The organism is Bacillus sp. N12A5, assembly GCF_026790125.1.
Taxonomy (GTDB): domain Bacteria; phylum Bacillota; class Bacilli; order Bacillales; family Bacillaceae; genus Bacillus.
On record NZ_JALAMR010000016.1, the window covers coordinates 25,011 to 44,774 of the forward strand.

Consider the following 19,764-nt stretch of genomic DNA (forward strand, 5'->3'; position numbering starts at 1 on the left):
ACCTCCAGATCAATTTCTTAACGTCTGCTTAATACACTGTGCCCGTTTTGCAAAAACTGGCTTCTTGAACGACGCATGCGTTCAATCCGTTCCTCTGCTAAGCGGTCAGCCGCTAAATACGTCGGAATGCCGTCACGTTGAGAAATCTCAAGCACACGCTCAATATTGCCATAAATGCCTTCAACTTTCTTTAACGCGCGTTCTGCGTTATAGCCATATAGCTCATCTGCCACATTGATGACGCCGCCCGCGTTAATGACATAATCCGGTGCATAAACAATGCCCATTTCGTGAATTTGGTCACCATGGCGTGTTTCTTTTAACTGGTTGTTAGCCGCACCCGCAATGACTTTTGCCTTTAGCTGTTTAATGGTGTCATCGTTAATTGTTGCCCCAAGAGCACACGGCGCATAAATATCGCAGTCTTGAGAATAAATCTCTTCCGGATCAACCGCACGGGCGCCGAAATCTTCAACTGCGCGCGCTACTGATTGTTTGTTGATATCCGTTACGATTAAATTTGCTCCTTCTTCATGAAGGTGGCGGCATAGGTTATAGGCTACGTTCCCTACCCCCTGCACAGCGATGGTTTTCCCTTCAAGAGAGTCAGTTCCGAAAGCTGCTTTAGCGGCTGCCTTCATTCCTCTGTACACCCCGTATGCTGTGACTGGAGATGGATTTCCGGAAGATCCGAAAGCAGGGGAAATCCCTGTGACGAAGTCTGTTTCATCATGAATGATATCCATATCTTCAACCGTTGTGCCCACATCTTCAGCTGTGATGTATCTGCCGTTCAGCCCTTGAATATAGCGGCCGAATGCTCGGAACATTTCCTCATTTTTGTCCTTGCGCGGATCGCCGATAATCACTGTTTTTCCGCCGCCCAGGTTTAAGCCTGCCGCCGCGTTTTTATAGGTCATGCCTCTTGCCAGTCTGAGCGCGTCTTCTATCGCCGCTTCTTCATTCTCATATGTCCACATTCTCGTTCCGCCAAGCGCCGGACCGAGTGTTGTATCATGAATCGCGATGATCGCTTTTAAGCCAGATTGTTCATCTTGGCAGAATACCAATTGTTCGTAATCGTATTTCTCCATATATTTAAAAAGTTCCATGTTCGTTCCTCCTAGTGTGTGTATTCTTCAGATGCGCATATTGCCAGCGCAATGGAATACAGTTTATTTTCAGCGGAATCCGCTCTGCTTGTTAAGGCAATCGGCGCTTTGGCTCCCGTAATCACAGCCGCCACACTGGCTTTCGCAAAATAAATCAGTGATTTATATAAAATATTGCCGGCTTCAATTGTTGGGACGAGAAGGATATCAGCGCTGCCCGCTACGTCTCCCGAAATCTTTTTCTGAGCCGCGGCAATTTGCGATACAGCGTTATCCAAAGCAAGCGGTCCATCAACAATGCAGCCTTTGATTTGGCCTCTTTTATACATTTGAGCAAGAGCAGCTGCGTTCACTGTTGCTTCCATTTTCGGGTTTACCGTTTCAACTGCTGCCAGAGCAGCTGCTTTTGGCATATTGTTCCCTACTGCACGAGCCACATGAACGGCATTTTGCAAGATCTGCCGAAGCTCTTCCAGCGAAGGGGCAATATTCATTGCCGAATCTGTCACAAACATCAACCTGTCAAAATCAGGTATATCAAACACAGCTACGTGGGAAAGGACACTGGAAGACCGAAGCCCCTCCTGCCTGTTCAATACCGCTTTAAGCAAAACAGAAGTCGGCACATTGCCTTTCATTAAAACATCCGCTGTTTTGTGATGGACAGCACGAACTGCTAATTTTGCCGATTCCTCAGGCGTATCGGCATGAACGATTTCCACTTGATGCCCTAGCGTAGATGATGTCAGATCGTTCAGTTTTTTGCTGTCGCCCGTTAACAAAAATCGGGCGGATAGGTGCTCGGCTGCCAGCTTTACTGCCCGGATCACTTCCTCATCCTCAGCATGGGCAACTGCAATGGTCTTGTTTTTGTACATCGATGCTTTGCCGATCAAATCTTTCAGCTTCATCTGCTACCACCTTTCTTGTTTCGACTCCGCCTTTTATTATGCAAGTTCCGTGCCAGCTCCTTATCGTGCTGTTATACCGGATATATTGAAAAATTCGTGCAGATGTTTGCGTTTATTCTGCAAATTATTGCATGCCTTCATTTGCAAGGCCGTATTTATCCATTTTGTAATATAAATTCCGTATGCTGACACCGAGGGCTTTCGCTGTTTTTGTCCGGTTATAATGATGCTTTTCGAGCGTTTGCTGGATCAAATGCGCTTCAAATTTTTCTACTGCGACTGATAGCTTTTCGCCTTCAATATCAGGAAAATCAAAACCTGTCCCTTGGTCTGTGTCATTTTCTTTTTGTTCTAGTTCGAATACAGGCAGGTGATCTTTTTCAATCCATTCCATATGCGGATTCAAAAAGATCATGGCTCGTCCAAGAACATTTTCCAGCTCGCGGACATTCCCAGGCCAATGGTAAGCAGATAAGGCACGCAAGGCTTGCTGTGTAAGCCCTTTTACATTCCTGCCGTAATCCCGGTTGATCTTTTGGATAAGCCGGACGCTGAGTGCCTCAATGTCCTCCAGCCGCTGCCGCAAAGGCGGGATGGAGATGGGGTAGCGGTTAATCCGGTAATACAGATCTTCGCGGAACGTTCCATCCGCCATTGCTTTTTCGATATTTACATTTGTTGCAGCAATCACTCTGACGTTGACAGGGATTGCTTTTGTGCCCCCCACTCTGACGATTTCCTTCTCTTGAAGAACGCGGAGCAATTTCGCCTGCATGTTTTGTGTCAGCTCACCGATTTCATCTAAGAAAATACTGCCGTTATTGGCTTCTTCGAACAGGCCCTTTTTACCGCCGCGCTTCGCTCCTGAAAACGCACCATCCTCATAGCCGAACAATTCCGATTCGAGCAGGTTTTCAGAAAGGGCTGCGCAATTCACGCGAATAAATTTATTGTACTTCCGGTCGCTTTCATTATGGATGGCGTGGGCGAACAGTTCTTTTCCTGTTCCTGATTCCCCGCGCAGCAAAATGGTTGCCGGCGTTTTTGCCCCGAGCTTCGCCTGCTCAAGCGCAACCAGCATTTGCTCGCTTTTGCCGATAATGTCGTCGAAGGTGTATTTCGCTTCAAGCGTACGAATGATTTGTCTGGCCCGATTAAGCTCCGCTGTCAGCATTTTAATTTCGGACACGTCGTGAATCACACCGACGCTGCCTTTCAAAATCCCGTCTACAATGACCGGCGCTACATTGACGATGACCTCTTTTTCATTCGGGCCGACCTTCATTCTGACACCGCGGACAGGGCGCCTTGTTTCAAGCACTTTTAAGTGCATGCTTTCGCCTTCAGAAATATCGGTGTTTGCAGGCTTTCCGATGACTTCTTTTTCAGAAAGCCCCGTCATTTTTGTATATGCTTTATTAATCAAAAGGCCTATCCCGTTTTCATCAACGACAGAAATCGCCTCATCTGAGGATTGAATAATCGCCTCCAGCATCGTACGCACCTGTTTGAGATTCGTCACTTCCTCCGCAAGCTCGACCGCATCAGTGATATCTTTAAACACACAAAGCGCCCCGAGCAAACGTCCGCCTTCATCAATAATCGGCAGTCTGGTAGTCACGATTTGAGTCTCGCCCAAAAGCTGCTTTTGGTTGTATTCAGGCTCCCTCGTTTTTAAAATCCGCGGCATCTTTGTGCTCGGAATAACTTCTTTTATCGGCCGCCCGATGACTTCCTCACGTTTTTTCCCGACCATTTTTTCGGCCATATGGTTAAAGAGAATGATTTCTTCATTGATATCAATGAAAATCATTCCGTCATGGGTGGAATTAAAAATTCTGTCGTGTTTGTATGTTTGCTCTTTCAGCATTTGAATCAGCTGCTGCTTTTCTTCCATCAGCTGAAAAACGATGTACGCCATTTTTCCCGGCATGACAATGGTCTTTTCATGCTTTTCCCGAAGGAGCTCGTCAAATACGGCTTGATTGCCCGTAGTATGAATGACAATATCCGGTTTTTGTTGTATGTAAGGTTTCCAATCAGATGAAACGGCAATTCCATACTGTTCTGCTTCTCTCAATCCCGGCGCCTCGGGGTCTTTGTCAACAACGGCAATAATCTCTATGACGGCTGTTTTGATCAGAATATGTAATAACGCCGTTCCCCTTTTGCCGGCACCTACAATCAGTACCTTTTGCATCCCGATACCCCTTTGTATGAAAAAATTTGCACACCTATTTATTCCGTTGCAATAATTTGCACAACCCTATGTTACCACGTTTTCTTCTCTTGACAAAATATTTTTTCCGCTGGACAATAAAGGAAATGAAAAGATAAAGGGGTTTTCTGAGGATGAGCCGACTTCTTGCGCTTTTGATATTAGTCATCCCCGGCGCCATTTCCGCTTTAGGCATAAAACTGATGAGGGATACGCTTTTCGGCCATACGATTAAGCCATTTTCAGCTCTTTGGCTCCAAGGTTTGTCAGGATTCATTTTTTTTGCGTTCGGCCTTTATGTGCTGGCCGGGTTCATTTTTTACAGAGACAGAAAACGCAATCAAGTCAGCCCGCGATTCAGAAAATGACAGCTGCAAAAAAGCCGGAGATCACTCCGGCTTTTTTGATCGAAACTATTCGTCAGGCAAAACGGTTTTGGCAATCGTTTGGTCTAGCGCTTCATAGTCATAATAAGAAATCGTTTCGTACAGTTCTTTCCGTGTCTGCATATGATGAAGCCCTTCTTTTTGTGAGCCGCGCTCCCTTATCAAACCAAACATCCGCTCATAAGCTTTTGCCGCCGCTCGAAGCGATGTAACAGGATATATCACCATGTGAAACCCCATATTTTTGAATTCATCAGCACGATAATACGGCGTTTTCCCAAATTCAGTCATATTCGCAAGGAGCGGAACGGAAATACGCTCAGCAAACTGGCGGAATTCGTCCTCCTCCTGAAGCGCTTCCGGGAATATTGCGTCCGCTCCAGCCTCAATGTAAGCCGCTGCCCGTTTGATTGCGGCATCAAGCCCTTCCTGCGCTCTGGCATCAGTGCGGGCAACAACGATAAGGGTGGGCGCCGCTTGTTTGATTGCTTTTATTTTTTGCGCCATTTCCTTGATCGGTACAAGCTGTTTGCCATTTAAATGCCCGCATTTTTTCGGAAGCTCCTGGTCTTCTATTTGAACGGCAGCTACCCTGGCTTCAAGCATCTCACGAGCGGTTCGGGCGGCATTTAACACACCGCCAAATCCCGTATCGATATCCACAAGCAGAGGCAGATCAGCTGCACGCACAAGATCTTTGGCCCGTTCAGCCATCTCTGCCGATGTAACAATCCCTAAATCAGGCAGCCCCCTGCTGGCTGTGTATGCAGCACCCGACAAATAAATAGCAGAAAAACCAGCTTCTTTCGCAAGCAGGGCGGCCATCCCGTCATGGGCGCCGGGAATTTGCAGGATGTCCGGCGCTGACATCAGCTCGCGAAAACGCCCGGCAAGCTCTTCTTGCGGCGATTGCTTATTAACGATCCACGACATGACCAAGTCCTCCTTTTTACAAACAGAACATATCTACGAATTCATTTACGCGCATCGTTTGTAATGTCTCATAGCTGGTACAGCGCTCATAAATATGTTTGTGCTGTTTATCACCATAATGGGTTTTAAGATTGGCAGAAAACTTCTCAAGCAGTTTCGGCACTGCCTCGTCTCTTCGAAAACGATGGCCGAGCGGAAATTCACATTCCACCATTTCCGTGCTCGTTCCGTCTTTAAAATAAACCTGAACAGCATTTGAAATGGAACGCTTGTCGGGTTTCAAATAATCCTCGGTATACGTTTTATTTTCAGTCACTTCCATTTTATCACGAAGTTTATCTATTCTCGGATCACTCGCTGTTTCAGCCTCATAATGCTGTGCAGTGATATCACCAAACAGCAAACCGATGGCTGTAATGTATTGGAGGCAGTGATCGCGGTCTGCCGGATTGTGGAGCGGGCCTGTTTTATCAATGATTCGGATAGCGGACTCATGCGTTCTGATGACAACACGGTCAATCTCATCAATCCGGCCCTTTACCTGCGGGTGAAGAATGACAGCGCACTCCGCTGCTGTCTGGGCGTGAAATTCCGCAGGGTAAGACACTTTAAATAACACATTTTCCATGACATAAGCATCAAGCGGACGCGCAAGTTTGATCTCTTTCTTATTGAATAGAACGTCTTGGAAGCCCCATCCCGGAGCGCTCAACGCTGTCGGATAACCCATTTCCCCTTTTAACGCCATCAGCGCCAAATGAACACCTCTGCTCGTTGCATCTCCTGCCGCCCATGATTTGCGAGAGCCTGTATTCGGTGAATGCCGGTATGTCCTCAAGGCTGCATTGTCAATCCATGCATTCGTAAGCGCATTTTTGATTTCTTCTCTCCCGCCGCCCAAAAGTTTGGCTGCAACAGCGGTTGTCGCAACTTTTACAAACAGCACATGATCAAGGCCCACTCGGTTTAAGCTGTTTTCTAACGCCAGCACACCTTGAATCTCGTGTGCTTTGATCATCATTTCAAGTACGTCACGTACCGTTAAAGGCTCTTTTCCTTCAGACAGCCTCACTCTCGATACATAATCAGCAGTAGCAAGGATTCCTCCCAGATTATCAGACGGATGCCCCCACTCTGCAGCCAGCCACGTGTCGTTGTAATCGAGCCAGCGGATCATGCACCCGATATTAAACGCCGCTCTCACCGGATCGAGAACATATGACGTTCCCGGTACTTTACTTCCATTCGGCACAATCGTTCCGGGCACAATCGGGCCAAGCAGCTTTGTGCATTCGGGATACCGGAGCGCCAAAATCCCGCAGCCCAGCGTATCCAGCAACACATGCCCCGCTGTTGTATAGGCCTCTGAGCTTGTAATCTCTTTCTCAAGCACATAGTCTGTGATCTCTTCAATGACATGATCCATTTTCAGCATGCTACCAGTTCCTTTCATGGTTTATGATTCGGCCCTGTGACGCGGGCCCATATAGCTGACACGAGGGCGGAAGAGACGGTTATTGGCATGCTGTTCAATGACATGGGCGCATAAACCGGCCGTTCTCGCGCTGAAAAAGACGGGCGTATACAATGGAATCGGTATGCCAAGCATCCAATACACCGGGGCAGCATAGTAATCTAAATTCGGATAAAGGCCTTTTTCCTTCTCCATCAGCCGCTCGCCTGCTTCACACATCTCGTATAAACGATGGTCACCTGCTTTATCGCATAATTGCTGCAGCGCCTCTTTCATCATAAGCGCTCTGGGGTCCATTTTTTTCATATAGACACGGTGGCCGAATCCCATAATTTTTTCTTTTCTATTCAGTTTTGTTTGCAGAAGCTGCTCAAAATCGGATGTTGTTTTCGCCTCCAAAAGCATATACATCACAGCTTCGTTTGCTCCTCCATGAAGATTCCCTTTCAGGGAGGCGACAGCTCCTGTCAGAGCGCCATAAAGATCTGAATGTGTAGAAGCGATGACCCTGGCCGCAAAGGTTGAATTCGGCATCTCATGCTCACTGTACAGGACGAGGGACCGGTCAAAAATCCGTGCTTCCAGTGAGGACGGGATTTTTCCTGTCATCATGTAGAGAAAATTCGCACTGTACGATAGGGTTTGAAGCGGAAGAATCGGCTCTTTCTTATTGATGATCCTGTAGCTGGCAGCAGTAAGCGCAGGCATTTTTCCCAGAAGCTCATAGGCGCGCTCCTTGTTTGCAGAAGGAGACCGATCATCAATTTGCGGATCATAACCGGCAAGTGCAGACAGTCCGGTCCGCAGGCCATCCATCGGATGTGTATGCTTAGGGAGCAGTTCTAGCAGACGGAGAATATCAGTTGGCAGATTTGATGCGCTGTTTATGTTTCTTTCCAGCGTTTTCGTTTCACTTTCTACCGGCAGCCGGCCCTCCAGCAATAAATGGACAAGCTCCAAGTAGCTTTTTGTTTTAGAAAGATCAATTAAGTCATAGCCTCTTATTAAAATCTGGCTGTACTGCGTGTCAAGATAAGAAATACGGGTTTCTGCCGCGATGACACCGTCCAAACCCGGAGAATAATGCTGTTTCTCCTCCATATCCTCAACCTCCGTTTTTGCGTTTTTGTCTATCAAATTGCGCCAAGCAAATGCTTGGAAATAATCAATCTTTGAATCTCGTTCGTCCCTTCATAGATTTGCGTCACCTTTGCATCACGAAGCAGCCGCTCGACCGGATAATCCTTCATATAGCCGTATCCCCCATAAATCTGGACGGCGTCTAATGCCGCCCTTACCGCAGAATCAGAAGCAAATTGTTTAGCCATAGACGCTTCTTTTCCACAAGCTAAGCCGCGGTTATGAAGATCTGCTGCGTGATACACAAGATGCCTTGCTGCTTCTGCCCTAGTCGCCATGTCAGCCAGCTTAAACGATATGCCTTGATTCGCTGCGATAGGCCTTCCAAATTGCATCCGCTGCTTCGCATAAGCAACGGCATGCTCAAGAGCCGCCTCTGCAATACCGAGCGCCTGTGCCGCAATGCCGATGCGGCCGACATTTAAATTCGCCATGGCAATGTTGAAGCCATCACCCTCTTTGCCAAGCATATTTTCTTCAGGCACTTCTGCATTGTCAAAAATCAGCTCCGTTGTATTGGAGCCATAGAGCCCCAGCTTTTTTTCTTTTTTTCCAACAGCAAAACCGGGTGTGTTTTTTTCAACGATAAAAGCTGAAATCCCGTGCCTGCCTTGATCTGGAGCTGTTAAAGCAAACGTGATATAGATATCGGCGGCTCCGCCATTTGTAATGAATATCTTCGACCCGTTTAATACGTATTTGCCGTTCTTTTTGATTGCTGTTGTACGGAGACTTCCGGCATCCGACCCTGAATGAGGCTCAGTCAGCGCAAATGCACCCAAATGGTCTCCTGAAGCGAGCTTCGGTATATATTTCATTTTCTGTTCTTCGTTGCCGAAGTACAGAATCGGATTTGTGCCGACTGAGGTATGAACGGAAAGAATGACACCGACAGCCGCACTGATTTTTGAAATCTCATGAATCGCCAAAATATAAGAAACTGCATCCGCACCAGCACCGCCGTATCGTTCCGGCACCGGTATTCCCATTAAGCCGTGCTTACCCATTTTTTTGATCAGCTGAAGAGGAAATTCGTCCGTTTCCTCCATGATTTTTGCAGCGGGAGCAATTTCTTTTCTGGCAAAATCACGCACCATTTTTCGCATCATGACTTGCTCTTGGGTTACATGCAACTAGGCCACCCCCGGATGGAATTGACTTCAGGAAGTCTTCCCTTCATATTGATAAAAGCCGCGTCCGGTCTTTTTGCCAAGCCAGCCCGCTTTGACGTATTTGCGAAGCAGCGGGCACGGACGATATTTGGAATCGCCAAGGCCGGAATGAAGAACTTCCATAATCGATAAACATGTATCCAGTCCAATAAAATCTGCCAATGTTAGCGGGCCCATCGGATGGTTCATGCCCAGCTTCATCACCTCGTCTATCGCTTCCGGCTTCGCCACCCCCTCATACACGCAATAGATGGCTTCATTAATCATCGGAAGAAGCACACGGTTGGAAACAAACCCCGGAAAATCATTGACTTCGACTGGCGTTTTTCCCATCTTTTCCGCTAATCCCTTAACCTCTAAGGCCGTTTCTTCTGACGTAGCCAAGCCGCGAATCACTTCAACCAGCTTCATCACAGGAACAGGATTCATAAAGTGCATGCCAATGACTCGGTCAGGCCGGTTTGTCACCGCAGCGATTTCTGTAATAGGCAAAGACGACGTATTGCTGGCCAAAATCGTATGAGACGGGCAAATGTGATCAAGTTTGTTAAACATCTCGGTTTTCGCCGTCATGTTTTCTGCGATAGCCTCAATCACAATGTCCGCATGCTTTGCCTCCTCCAGCGTTTGAGAAATCGAAATGCGGCTGATCACACTCTTCACTTCCGCCTCGGTCTTGCTTCCTTTCTCAGCATCACGGGTCAGCCGTTTCTTCAACCGCCTCAATCCCGCCTCCGCAGCCTCCGGGTTCACATCATACATCCTCACATAAAAGCCTGCGCCAGCAGCTGTTTGAGCAATTCCGCTGCCCATCTGTCCTGCGCCAGCTACCATGATTTGTTTCATTTCCATTCAAATCCCCTTTTTCGTCTGTTTTAATGAACCTCCACTAAGACGGCGTCACCCTGAGCTGCACCGCTGCAAATGGCGGCAACACCCAGTCCCCCTCCCCGTCGCTTTAATTCGTAAACAAGTGTCATGAGAATTCTCGCCCCGCTTGCTCCGATCGGGTGGCCGAGTGCAATCGCACCGCCGTTTACATTTACTTTTTCAAGATCGAAACCGACAATTTTTTCGCATGTCAAAACAACAGAAGCAAACGCTTCATTTATTTCAAACAAGTCAATATCCTGGACGGTTAAAGCGTTCTTTTTCAACAGTTTGTTGATTGCAAACCCCGGTGCTGCCGCTAGCTCGTGCGCTTTCATTCCCATCGTTGAAAAACCAAGAATTGTAGCCAAAGGCTGTTTGCCAAGCGCAGCAGCTTTGTCCTCAGACATCAGCACGAACGCACCGGCTCCGTCATTGACCCCAGGCGCATTGCCGGCTGTGATGGAACCGTCACTTGTATAAATCGGTGAAAGTTTTGCAAGCTGATCCAGACTTGTGTCACGGCGAATCGCTTCATCTTTGTCAACAATGTTTGTTTTTCCTTTTCGTCCTATCCAGCTGACGGGAACTATTTCATCCTGAAACTTTCCTTCATCTTCTGCCTGAGCTGCCCGCGCATGGCTTCTTAGCGCCCATTCATCCTGCTCCCCGCGAGAGATTCCATATTCTTTGGCTGCTGTATTTCCGTGAACAGCCATATGCACCGCGTCAAACGCGCACGTTAACCCGTCATAAACCATTAAATCCCTAAGCTCCCCGTCTCCCATTCGTGCTCCCCAGCGCCCGGCGGGAATGGCATACGGAATATTGCTCATGCTTTCCATTCCCCCGGCAACAAGGATGTCTGCATCTTGCGCCCGGATCATTTGATCACATAAGGTGACAGCTCGAAGTCCGGATGCACAGACTTTATTCAGTGTTTCAGATGGCACACTCCAAGGCATTCCAGCGAGCCGGGCAGCTTGTCGGGAAGGGATCTGCCCTGAGCCGGCTTGGACAACCATGCCCATGACAGTTCCTTCCGCCTCGTCTCCAGAGACTCCAGCCCGACGTAACGCCTCTTTCATCGCAATGCCCCCAAGCTCAGCAGCCTTAACCTCTTTCAATGCCCCGCCGAATTTGCCAAATGGAGTTCTTGCGGCACTTACAATGACTGTTTTCCTCATGGTTTCACCTCATTCAGAAGATAGACAGCGCTTACAATTTCTAGTTGTCTTCTATGAATGTATGCTCTGAAACGGGCATGAATGAATGAAAAAAGAAGGCTGCTTTCAACAGCCTCCTTCTAAAAACAACTATTCATTTTTTTAACGTGGCCATAGCCTCTGCAGGAAAATCGGTAAACATTCCGTCTGCCCCCGCTTCAATGAGGCGCTTCATATCCTCCGGCCGATTGACCGTATAAGACCTTACCTTAATCGAATTATTCCTCATTCTCTTCAGTACTTCATCCGTGGTCCCCGGGCTGTTTAGCTTCGGGTGATAGCCAGAAGCCGGAATTGATGCGATATACCGATCAGCCTGATATAGCACATCTGAAGTCAATGCCGCCCGTTCGATATGGGGAGCAAGCCGGGCGCATAGCGCCAGGCTTTCATGATTAAACGTGGACAGGATGACTCTTTCCTCTATATTGAATCGTTTCACTGCCTCCAGCACTTTTTCTTCCATTCCTTCATAACGGATCACGCTGTTTTTTAATTCAATGTTGATGAGAAAATTCTTTTTTACTGCCCACGAGAGCACGTCTTCAAGCAGCGGCACTTTGATATCGCTGTACGTTTGATCGTGGCCAGCAGCAGCATTCGCAGTCATGATCACATCGTACGCTGTATCCTTCACGAATCCTTTGAGCGATGTCGTCCGGTCAAGTCTTTCATCATGGATCACAACAATGCGTCCGTCTTTTGTCAGCTGTACATCAAGCTCTATTCCGTCCGCTCCGGCTTCAATTCCTTTTTCAAATGCAAGCATGGTATTTTCGGGATATTGACCCGATGCCCCCCGATGGGCAAAAATCTTTGTCATCGTTCCACCTCAAGCCCTAATGTTTTCTCCATTATACTGATTTTGGCGTTTTCACTCTAGGATTAAGGCTGAAGCAATCACTGATCATAATAAAAATCAATGCCGTCGACAATCGCATCCGCGGCCTTTTGCTGGTATTGTTCGCTTCCAAGCTTGTCCGCATCAGAGCTGTTTGTAATAAATCCAACCTCCGCCAGCACACTCGGCATTTGTGAATATGTAATGACGTAAAAGTCTGATTCTTTCACGCCTCTGTCTCTCGTCTGTAAGGATGAGACGAGCTTTGACTGAATATCAGCTGCCAGACGCCGGCTGTTTTCCCCTTCATAATCAGACTGAAAATACGTTTCTGTTCCTGAAGCTGAAGCAACCCCGGAATTTACATGAATGCTGACAAAAAGATCGGCGTGATTGGCACTTGCCTTTGCGACTCTGTCCTCCAAGGTCAGAAAATGATCGTCTGATCTGGATGCAACAGGATGGGCCCCCTCCGCTTTGAGCTTGTCCGTTACTTGCTTGGAAACTGCCAAATTAATATCCTTTTCAAAGAGCCCATTCCCGACTGCTCCGCTGTCTTCACCGCCGTGTCCGGCATCAATGTATACTGTTTTCCCTTCTATCGGCTCTGCCGCCTGAGCGCAAGGCGCGAGCGTCAAAGCCAATCCGCATAGCGCCAAGCTCCTCCATAACTTTCTCAACTTTCTCCCTCCGGTCTTTTATCACGAATTCTTCTGCAGCTGAATGTCTTCCAGCTGTAAGGTTCCATTATCCTTTTTTATATATTTCACCTGGACATCTGTGTGATCTGGCAGCGATTCACATTCATCACGTTTATCCTCCGGAACTTGTATCATGGCTTCTTCTCCATTTAGAGAAACCGCGATTGTATGCGGATCAGCCGAGCCAATGTATTTTCCCTCTTCGGTAAACCTTGGAGCTGAGTCATCCGCACTCGCAATACTGCACCCTGAGAGAAGGAGCACAGTACACAGCAAAAGAACCGTTTGTTTCACATGATCACCTCTTCCTGATGTTTGGCTTTTATCTTTGACCAGAATAGCGGATTTGTAAAGACGCTGTGTATACAGGCGATGAAGTTCCATGATTTTCAAAAGGGCTATCCGACCTGATCATTTCCTGTTGTTAGTAAGAAAACAATCATATTTGTCTATGAGGATGGCTCTAAATGAGACGCATATTAGAAAAAATTAACGGAAAGAAGCAACTTTTTATTCATTTTGAAAAATATGAGGAACGAGGTGAGCAAATGGTTTGACGGCTGGATCAGACAGGCGTAACCTTTTAAAGAATATTTCCTTTACAGAAAGAAGTTACAGCCATGAAAAAGTTCGTCCTGCTGCTCGCTGCAACGGTCATCACTTGCTCTATCGGCCATCAAATCAGCGGCGGCTACAAAGCTCCCGAAAAAGAGCGGAGAAAACATCACTCTGTACTCAAGATATTCAGCCGGTAAAGCAGATCAATTGCATTAATTTTTACATATAGGCTAGAATATGTCCGAATCCAAACGAAAGAAGATGATCAAATGAACCCAAAGTATAAACCGCTGTTTGAACCATTTACGTTTAAAAGCGGCGTTACAATTGACAACCGGATCGCAGTAGCACCAATGACTCATTACGCTTCTAACGATGACGGCACGATATCTGATGCAGAGCTTGATTACATCATCCCCCGTTCAAAAGAAATGGGAATGGTGATTACAGCCTGCGCAAATGTCACTCCGGACGGAAAGGCATTTCCCGGGCAGCCGGCCATCCATGAAGACTCCAACATTCCAGGTTTGAAAAAATTAGCACAAGCCATTCAGGCACAAGGCGCTAAAGCCGTTGTGCAAATTCATCACGGCGGCATTGAATGCCCGTCTGAGCTCGTTCCTCAACAAGATGTTGTAGGACCAAGTGACGTGTTTGATAACGGCAAACAAATTGCCCGCGCATTAACAAATGAAGAAGTGGAAAACATCGTGAAGGCATTTGGAGAAGCGACAAGACGCGCCATTGAAGCCGGCTTTGACGGTGTCGAAATTCACGGTGCAAACGGCTACTTGATACAGCAGTTTTATTCTCCGAAAACCAATCAGCGCACAGACCGCTGGGGAGGAAGCGATGAAAAACGATTAGCCTTCCCGCTCGCTATTGTCGATGAAGTGAAAAAAGCCGCTTCAGAACATGCGAAGGGTGCGTTCTTAGTCGGCTACCGTCTGTCTCCGGAAGAACCTGAGACACCAGGATTGACCATGACTGAAACCTTTACGCTCGTTGATGCTTTAGGGGATAAAGAATTGGACTATCTTCATATCTCACTGATGGATGTGAATTCAAAAGCGCGCCGCGGTGCAGATCCGACTCGCACACGTATGGACTTGTTGAATGAACGAGTCGGAAAAAAAGTGCCGCTGATCGCCGTCGGTTCCATTCATTCTGCAGATGACGCGCTGGCCGTCATCGAAAACGGTATTCCGCTAGTCGCTATGGGACGCGAAATTTTAGTTGACCCTGACTGGACGGTAAAAGTAAAAGAAGGCCGTGAAAAGCAAATCGAAACAGTGATCAAAGGCACAGATAAAGAAAAATATCATTTGCCTGAACCGCTATGGCAAGCCATTGTGAACACGCCTGGCTGGGTGCCTTATAAAGATTAATGTGCAAAGACTGCCGAAGTTTATTATAAAAAAAGATCCCTTATATAAGGGATCTTTTTCTCTAGTCAATCAGTTTGTGCAAAACCCTAAACGGCAGGAACAGCAAATGGCCTGCCACTTCAGAAAGCAAATCTAACAAAAGTCCGTCACGCTTTCTTGCTTTTTTCTTGCTCATTCGTACGTCTCCTTTGAATAAAATACACCTTACTTACGATTTTGCAGGGGAAAGGTTTCAATTTGATTCTGATTGTTTGGTTTTGATTCTCCAAGCAGCGAGAACACATGAAACCATGACCATAAATGAGATAAAGTCAATCAGGGTGCCTAGTAAGCGTGAATCTGTGATGATGTTCGAATTGACGCAAAGCGCAAGAATAAATAAGGCAATCAGCAGACCATATTTTTCAAACACATACCTCACTCCTTGCGGAAAATAAATTTTCATATCCATCACCTATGATAACAAATGTCGCCAAAAAAACGCCTCCTATTTATCAGTGTGAACCAATAAATAAAAGACGTTTGATTTAATCATCACATAATATGCACATGTTTAAGAAGCCTTATGTTCTAATCTAAGCTTATCCGCAACCATTGCAATGAATTCGCTGTTGGTAGGTTTAGCTTTTGTCATGCTGACGGTATAGCCGAACAACGAGGAAATGGAATCAATGTTTCCTCTGCTCCATGCCACTTCAATTGCATGGCGGATCGCTCTTTCTACACGGCTTGCGGTTGTGTTGAATTTTTTGGCGATGTCCGGATAGAGGACTTTTGTAATGCTGCCTAGCAATTCGATGTCATTGTATACCATTGAGATTGCTTCGCGCAAATAGAGATAGCCTTTTATATGTGCCGGGACGCCGATTTCATGGATAATGCTTGTGATGCTCGCGTCGAGATTTTTCTTTTTTGGTTCAGGCTGGCTGCTGCGTATAATGCTGCTTTGCGATGATGGTGCACGATGCGTCACGCTGCTGGCATTTCCGCTGACCTGGCGGATATGGCCGACAAGGTTTTCCATATCAAACGGTTTGAGAATAAAGTAGGACGCGCCTAAATCGACGGCCTTTTTCGTGACATCTTCCTGTCCAAAGGCTGTCAGCATAATCACATTCGGTTGTTTTTTCAGATCTGATTCCCTCAGCCGCTCTAAAACCGCAAGTCCGTCTAAATGCGGCATAATAATATCCAATACGAGGACATCGGGATCTTTTTCATTAAACAACGACAGGCACTCCTGTCCGTTATAAGCAACACCGATCACTTCCATGTCTTCCTGTCCTTCTATATATTCACTCAACAGGCTTACCAGCTCTCGATTATCGTCAGCAACACAAACTTTAATTTTCTCCACGTTTCTTCCTCCCCAAATGTAGTTAACAGGATTCACCCTTGCTACATGTTTACATTCGACAAAACCGCTATATACCCTCTAAAAAAATCATAATCACCAATATTAGTGGCATATCTTTGTTATTCTATGTTTTTCTCCGTTTTTCGACTAAAAATGAAATTTGACAAATAAGGAAACGTGAATTTGTCGAAAAATCTTCTTTTGTATATTTTACCGTATGTATTCTGAGAAGTGAAGAGGGATCAAAATAAAAAAACTGCCGGAAACTCCGGCAGTCAGCTTGCTTTTTCTTTTCCGTAAATATCAATTCCCGCTTCGGACAGCATCCATTCAATATGAACACCGTAGCCGCTTGTCGGGTCATTTACAAACACATGAGTGACAGCGCCGATCACTTTTCCATTTTGAATGATCGGGCTTCCGCTCATCCCCTGTACGATGCCTCCTGTTTCTTTCAACAGCCTCGGATCAGTTATTTTTAAGACCATTCCTTTTGTCGCCGGAAATTTTTGCGGCGTCGTGCTGACGATTTCAATATCAAATTTTTCTACCTTGTCATCATCAATAACCGTTAAAATTTCAGCCGGCCCTTTTTTGACTTCATCAGAAAATGCAACCGGCAGCGCTTCATCTGAAATATTGTTTTGAATGGGCTGATGCAATGTTCCGAATATCCCAAATGGGCTGTTTCTGTTAATATCCCCGATCGTTTTGCGTTCTGAGGAAAATCGCGCCAGTTTTTCTCCCGGATTTCCGCCTGTCCCTTTTTCAATTGATGTTACAGTGGATTTAACGATTTCTCCGTTCTCCACTACAATTGGTTTCTTTGTGTCCATATCGGAAATCACGTGGCCAAGTGCTCCGTATTTTTTTGTTTTCGGGTCAAAAAAAGTCATGGTGCCGATGCCGGCAGCCGAATCTCTGATATATAATCCGATTCTGTACTTGCCTTCTGCTTCATCCTTTTCGGGAATAAGCTTTGTTTTGATTTTTTGCTTATCACGTTTAATCAGCAAATCCAAAGATTCTCCGGTTTTACCGGCCTTCTGGATAAATGGGGCTACATCATTCATTTTTTCAATTTTCTGTCCATTCATCTCAATAATGATGTCACCCGCTTCAATGCCAGCCGTTTCTCCCGGAGATTTTTTGCCTTCACTTGTGTTGATTTGATGAAATCCGACGACAAGAACACCTACGGAATGAAGTTTAACACCGATTGATTGTCCGCCGGGTATGACTTTTAAATCAGGAAGAACTTGCACTTTTGTTTTTTTGATTGGAAATCCGGCAAGATCGTATACTAACTCTGACTCGCCCGATTTTTTGCCTGTCACCTTGATTTCATGCGGGTCTTTCTTTACTGTAAACGCTTCCGATGATTCTTGTGCATGAGCGTTTACCGATAAACTCGTTTCAATCGCTTGTGTTTGGGTTTCAAATACTCTCATTTGCGTTGGAATCAGTAAATACTCTTTTAGCGGTTTGCATAAACCTACACTTAATAACGAAACAAGGAGAATTAAACCTACTGCTTTTCTGATGTTATCGGGCATTCACTACTTCACTCTCCTCGCTCCTATCCCACACCTTCTTTATGTCTTGCTGCTACATCATTAATTTTGCCTTCTGTCGCCTTATTTATAACTGTCATATAAAGAAAAACATTGGATATACTGATGAACGAATGGATGTGTGCGAAAAAAATAAGCTGCGCTTCTCACGCAGCTTACCCAGTTGTTTTGACTTGATCCGCTTGTTTTAAAAGTTCCTTCGCATGGCGTTTCGTTAAGTCCGTTACCTCGACTCCAGCAATCATGCGCCCGATTTCCACTACCTTTTCCTGCTTGGACAGCGGCTTGACACGTGTCGTCGTTCTGCCGTCTTTTAATTCCTTCGCAATATAAAGATGCGTATCGGCCATAGCAGCCACCTGAGGCAGGTGTGTAATACACAGCACTTGTGATCCTATTGAGACTTTATGAATTTTCTCAGCAATTGCCTGCGCAACTCTGCCGCTTACACCCGTATCAACCTCATCGAAAATAATCGATGTTACATCCTGCTGAGAGGAGAAAATGCTTTTTATTGCAAGCATCACCCGGGACAGCTCTCCTCCGGAAGCGACTTTTGACAGGGATTTAAGCGGCTCGCCAGTGTTGGTTGAAATTAAAAACTTCACCAGATCAATCCCTTGTTCAGACAGCTGAACAGGCTGACCGTTTACAATTGGCGCCTCCTCATTGCGTGACGCTGTTCTGACCTTAAATTCCGTATCAAAAGTTGATTTTTCCATGTATAGGCTTTTTAATTCCCGATGAATTTCATCGGCCAGCTTTTTCGCCCATGCTTTCCGGATTTGTGAAACATTTGCCGCTTCCACTGCAACATCCTTGCCGACAGAGTCAAGTTCCTTCTTCAAGCTTTGAAGATGGCTGTCCCTGTTTTCAATTTGGTCTATCTCTTCTTCAATTTTAGAAGCGTATTCCAAAATGTCTTCAACAGTTGCACCATATTTTCGTTTCAGCTGTTTGATTTCATTAAGGCGCGTCTCAATATAGTTCAGGCGTTCTGGATCATATTCTAGCTCATCCAGCATATTTCTCATCTGAAATGTAGCGTCCTCCAGCAGATAGTAGGAGTTCGAAACACTTTCAGACAGTTTTTTCAACGGTTCGTTAATGTCAGATATATCTTCAAGCTGCGCTGATGCCATTCCGACCCAGTCCAGTCCGCCCTGCTCACTGCGAAGTGCGTTATATGCATTTTGCAACGATTCATATATCTTCTCAAAATTTGAAATTTGCTGGCGTTCTTCTTGGAGCTGTTCATCTTCATTAAGCTCAAGCTTTGCCGATTCGATTTCTTCGAGCTGAAATTGAATGAGATCAAGGCGGTGGGCCATTTCCTGCTCGCTTTCGGAAAGCTGTTTTAGTTTTTTAAGCAGCTTCATATATCGCTGGTACCCTTCCTGATACGCCTGGAGCGCGCTTTCCACTTCTGCTCCGGCAAACTTGTCCAAAAGCTGGAGATGATTTTCGTCCTCCATTAACAGCTGGTTATCGTGCTGCCCGTGAATATCTAATAAAAGCCTGCCGATCTCTCTTAGCGAGGCAATCGTGACAAGCTTGCCATTAACCCGGCAAACGCTTTTCCCGCTCGTGCTGATATCCCTTCTCATCACGATCATTTCGTCTGAAACGTCGATTCCCTGTTCAGCGCACACGTCAAAAACGGGATGCCCGCTCTCTAACAGAAACAGCCCCTCAAGTTCGGCTTTGGCCTCTCCATACCTGACAAATTCAGATGAGCCGCGGCCCCCGACTAAAAGAGAAATGGCATCTATGATGATGGATTTGCCGGCTCCGGTTTCTCCTGTTAAAACCGTGAGCCCGCGTTCAAAAGAAACCGTCAGTTCCTCAATAATGGCAAAGTTTTTAATCGATAGTTCAGCTAACAAACAGCATTACACCTCTT

Annotated in this window: 19 protein-coding genes; 3 read left to right on the forward strand and 16 right to left on the reverse strand. The window is 46.2% G+C overall.

The window, feature by feature from the left end; all coding sequences use genetic code 11:
- Positions 1-17: 17 nt before the first annotated feature.
- The 3 genes from bcd to MOC09_RS15765 form a co-directional block, all read right to left on the reverse strand.
- A complete protein-coding gene (bcd, locus tag MOC09_RS15755; protein WP_268360596.1) occupies positions 18-1,112 on the reverse strand; it encodes a branched-chain amino acid dehydrogenase in 1,095 nt (364 codons plus the stop codon).
- Positions 1,113-1,123: 11 nt separating this feature from the next.
- Complete coding sequence (yqiS, locus tag MOC09_RS15760) at positions 1,124-2,023, reverse strand: phosphate butyryltransferase (RefSeq protein ID WP_268360594.1); 900 nt, start codon at positions 2,021-2,023, stop codon at positions 1,124-1,126.
- 124 nt (positions 2,024-2,147) lie between these two features.
- On the reverse strand, positions 2,148-4,223 hold the full coding sequence (locus MOC09_RS15765; protein WP_268371066.1) for a sigma 54-interacting transcriptional regulator: 2,076 nt from the start codon (positions 4,221-4,223) through the stop codon (positions 2,148-2,150).
- Between the two features lie 152 nt (positions 4,224-4,375).
- On the opposite strand from MOC09_RS15765, the gene MOC09_RS15770 reads away from it, so the two are divergent.
- Positions 4,376-4,609: a DUF2627 domain-containing protein gene (locus MOC09_RS15770; RefSeq protein ID WP_268360592.1), complete on the forward strand. Its 234-nt coding sequence runs from the start codon at positions 4,376-4,378 to the stop codon at positions 4,607-4,609.
- Positions 4,610-4,654: 45 nt separating this feature from the next.
- Here MOC09_RS15770 and prpB read toward each other — a convergent pair whose 3' ends face one another.
- From prpB to MOC09_RS15815, 9 genes are all read right to left on the reverse strand, one after another.
- Positions 4,655-5,560, reverse strand: a complete 906-nt coding sequence (gene prpB / locus MOC09_RS15775; RefSeq protein ID WP_268360591.1) for a methylisocitrate lyase — start codon at positions 5,558-5,560, stop codon at positions 4,655-4,657.
- A 16-nt stretch (positions 5,561-5,576) separates the two neighbouring features.
- Positions 5,577-6,995: a bifunctional 2-methylcitrate dehydratase/aconitate hydratase gene (locus MOC09_RS15780; protein WP_268360589.1), complete on the reverse strand. Its 1,419-nt coding sequence runs from the start codon at positions 6,993-6,995 to the stop codon at positions 5,577-5,579.
- 21 nt (positions 6,996-7,016) lie between these two features.
- Entirely contained in the window at positions 7,017-8,135 is a 1,119-nt protein-coding gene (gene mmgD / locus MOC09_RS15785; RefSeq protein WP_268371068.1) for a citrate synthase, read from the reverse strand.
- Between the two features lie 32 nt (positions 8,136-8,167).
- Positions 8,168-9,307 carry an acyl-CoA dehydrogenase gene (locus MOC09_RS15790; protein ID WP_268371070.1) on the reverse strand — a complete coding sequence of 380 codons (1,140 nt, stop codon included), beginning with the start codon at positions 9,305-9,307 and terminating at the stop codon, positions 8,168-8,170.
- A gap of 27 nt (positions 9,308-9,334) precedes the next feature.
- Positions 9,335-10,198: a 3-hydroxybutyryl-CoA dehydrogenase gene (locus MOC09_RS15795; RefSeq protein ID WP_268360586.1), complete on the reverse strand. Its 864-nt coding sequence runs from the start codon at positions 10,196-10,198 to the stop codon at positions 9,335-9,337.
- Positions 10,199-10,221: 23 nt separating this feature from the next.
- Positions 10,222-11,403 (reverse strand): acetyl-CoA C-acetyltransferase, encoded by a 1,182-nt coding sequence (locus tag MOC09_RS15800; protein WP_268371072.1) that lies wholly within the window; start codon positions 11,401-11,403, stop codon positions 10,222-10,224.
- Between the two features lie 133 nt (positions 11,404-11,536).
- Positions 11,537-12,265 (reverse strand): glycerophosphodiester phosphodiesterase, encoded by a 729-nt coding sequence (locus tag MOC09_RS15805; protein WP_268371074.1) that lies wholly within the window; start codon positions 12,263-12,265, stop codon positions 11,537-11,539.
- Between the two features lie 77 nt (positions 12,266-12,342).
- Complete coding sequence (locus MOC09_RS15810; RefSeq protein WP_268371076.1) at positions 12,343-12,963, reverse strand: N-acetylmuramoyl-L-alanine amidase; 621 nt, start codon at positions 12,961-12,963, stop codon at positions 12,343-12,345.
- 21 nt (positions 12,964-12,984) lie between these two features.
- Complete coding sequence (locus MOC09_RS15815; protein ID WP_268371077.1) at positions 12,985-13,278, reverse strand: hypothetical protein; 294 nt, start codon at positions 13,276-13,278, stop codon at positions 12,985-12,987.
- A gap of 326 nt (positions 13,279-13,604) precedes the next feature.
- On the opposite strand from MOC09_RS15815, the gene MOC09_RS15820 reads away from it, so the two are divergent.
- Both MOC09_RS15820 and MOC09_RS15825 read left to right on the forward strand, forming a co-directional pair.
- Positions 13,605-13,739, forward strand: coding sequence for a hypothetical protein (locus tag MOC09_RS15820; RefSeq protein WP_268360579.1), 135 nt, complete (start codon positions 13,605-13,607; stop codon positions 13,737-13,739).
- A gap of 72 nt (positions 13,740-13,811) precedes the next feature.
- Entirely contained in the window at positions 13,812-14,930 is a 1,119-nt protein-coding gene (locus tag MOC09_RS15825) for an NADH-dependent flavin oxidoreductase (protein WP_268371078.1), read from the forward strand.
- A 232-nt stretch (positions 14,931-15,162) separates the two neighbouring features.
- Here the strand turns inward: MOC09_RS15825 and MOC09_RS15830 are convergent, their stop codons facing one another.
- The 4 genes from MOC09_RS15830 to recN all read right to left on the reverse strand — a co-directional run bounded on the left by MOC09_RS15830 (position 15,163) and on the right by recN (position 19,747).
- Positions 15,163-15,342: a hypothetical protein gene (locus tag MOC09_RS15830; protein ID WP_268360576.1), complete on the reverse strand. Its 180-nt coding sequence runs from the start codon at positions 15,340-15,342 to the stop codon at positions 15,163-15,165.
- A gap of 141 nt (positions 15,343-15,483) precedes the next feature.
- Complete coding sequence (gene spo0A / locus MOC09_RS15835; protein ID WP_268371079.1) at positions 15,484-16,287, reverse strand: sporulation transcription factor Spo0A; 804 nt, start codon at positions 16,285-16,287, stop codon at positions 15,484-15,486.
- A gap of 275 nt (positions 16,288-16,562) precedes the next feature.
- Complete coding sequence (spoIVB, locus tag MOC09_RS15840) at positions 16,563-17,843, reverse strand: SpoIVB peptidase (RefSeq protein ID WP_268360575.1); 1,281 nt, start codon at positions 17,841-17,843, stop codon at positions 16,563-16,565.
- Between the two features lie 173 nt (positions 17,844-18,016).
- Complete coding sequence (gene recN, locus MOC09_RS15845) at positions 18,017-19,747, reverse strand: DNA repair protein RecN (RefSeq protein ID WP_268360573.1); 1,731 nt, start codon at positions 19,745-19,747, stop codon at positions 18,017-18,019.
- Positions 19,748-19,764: the final 17 nt, after the last annotated feature.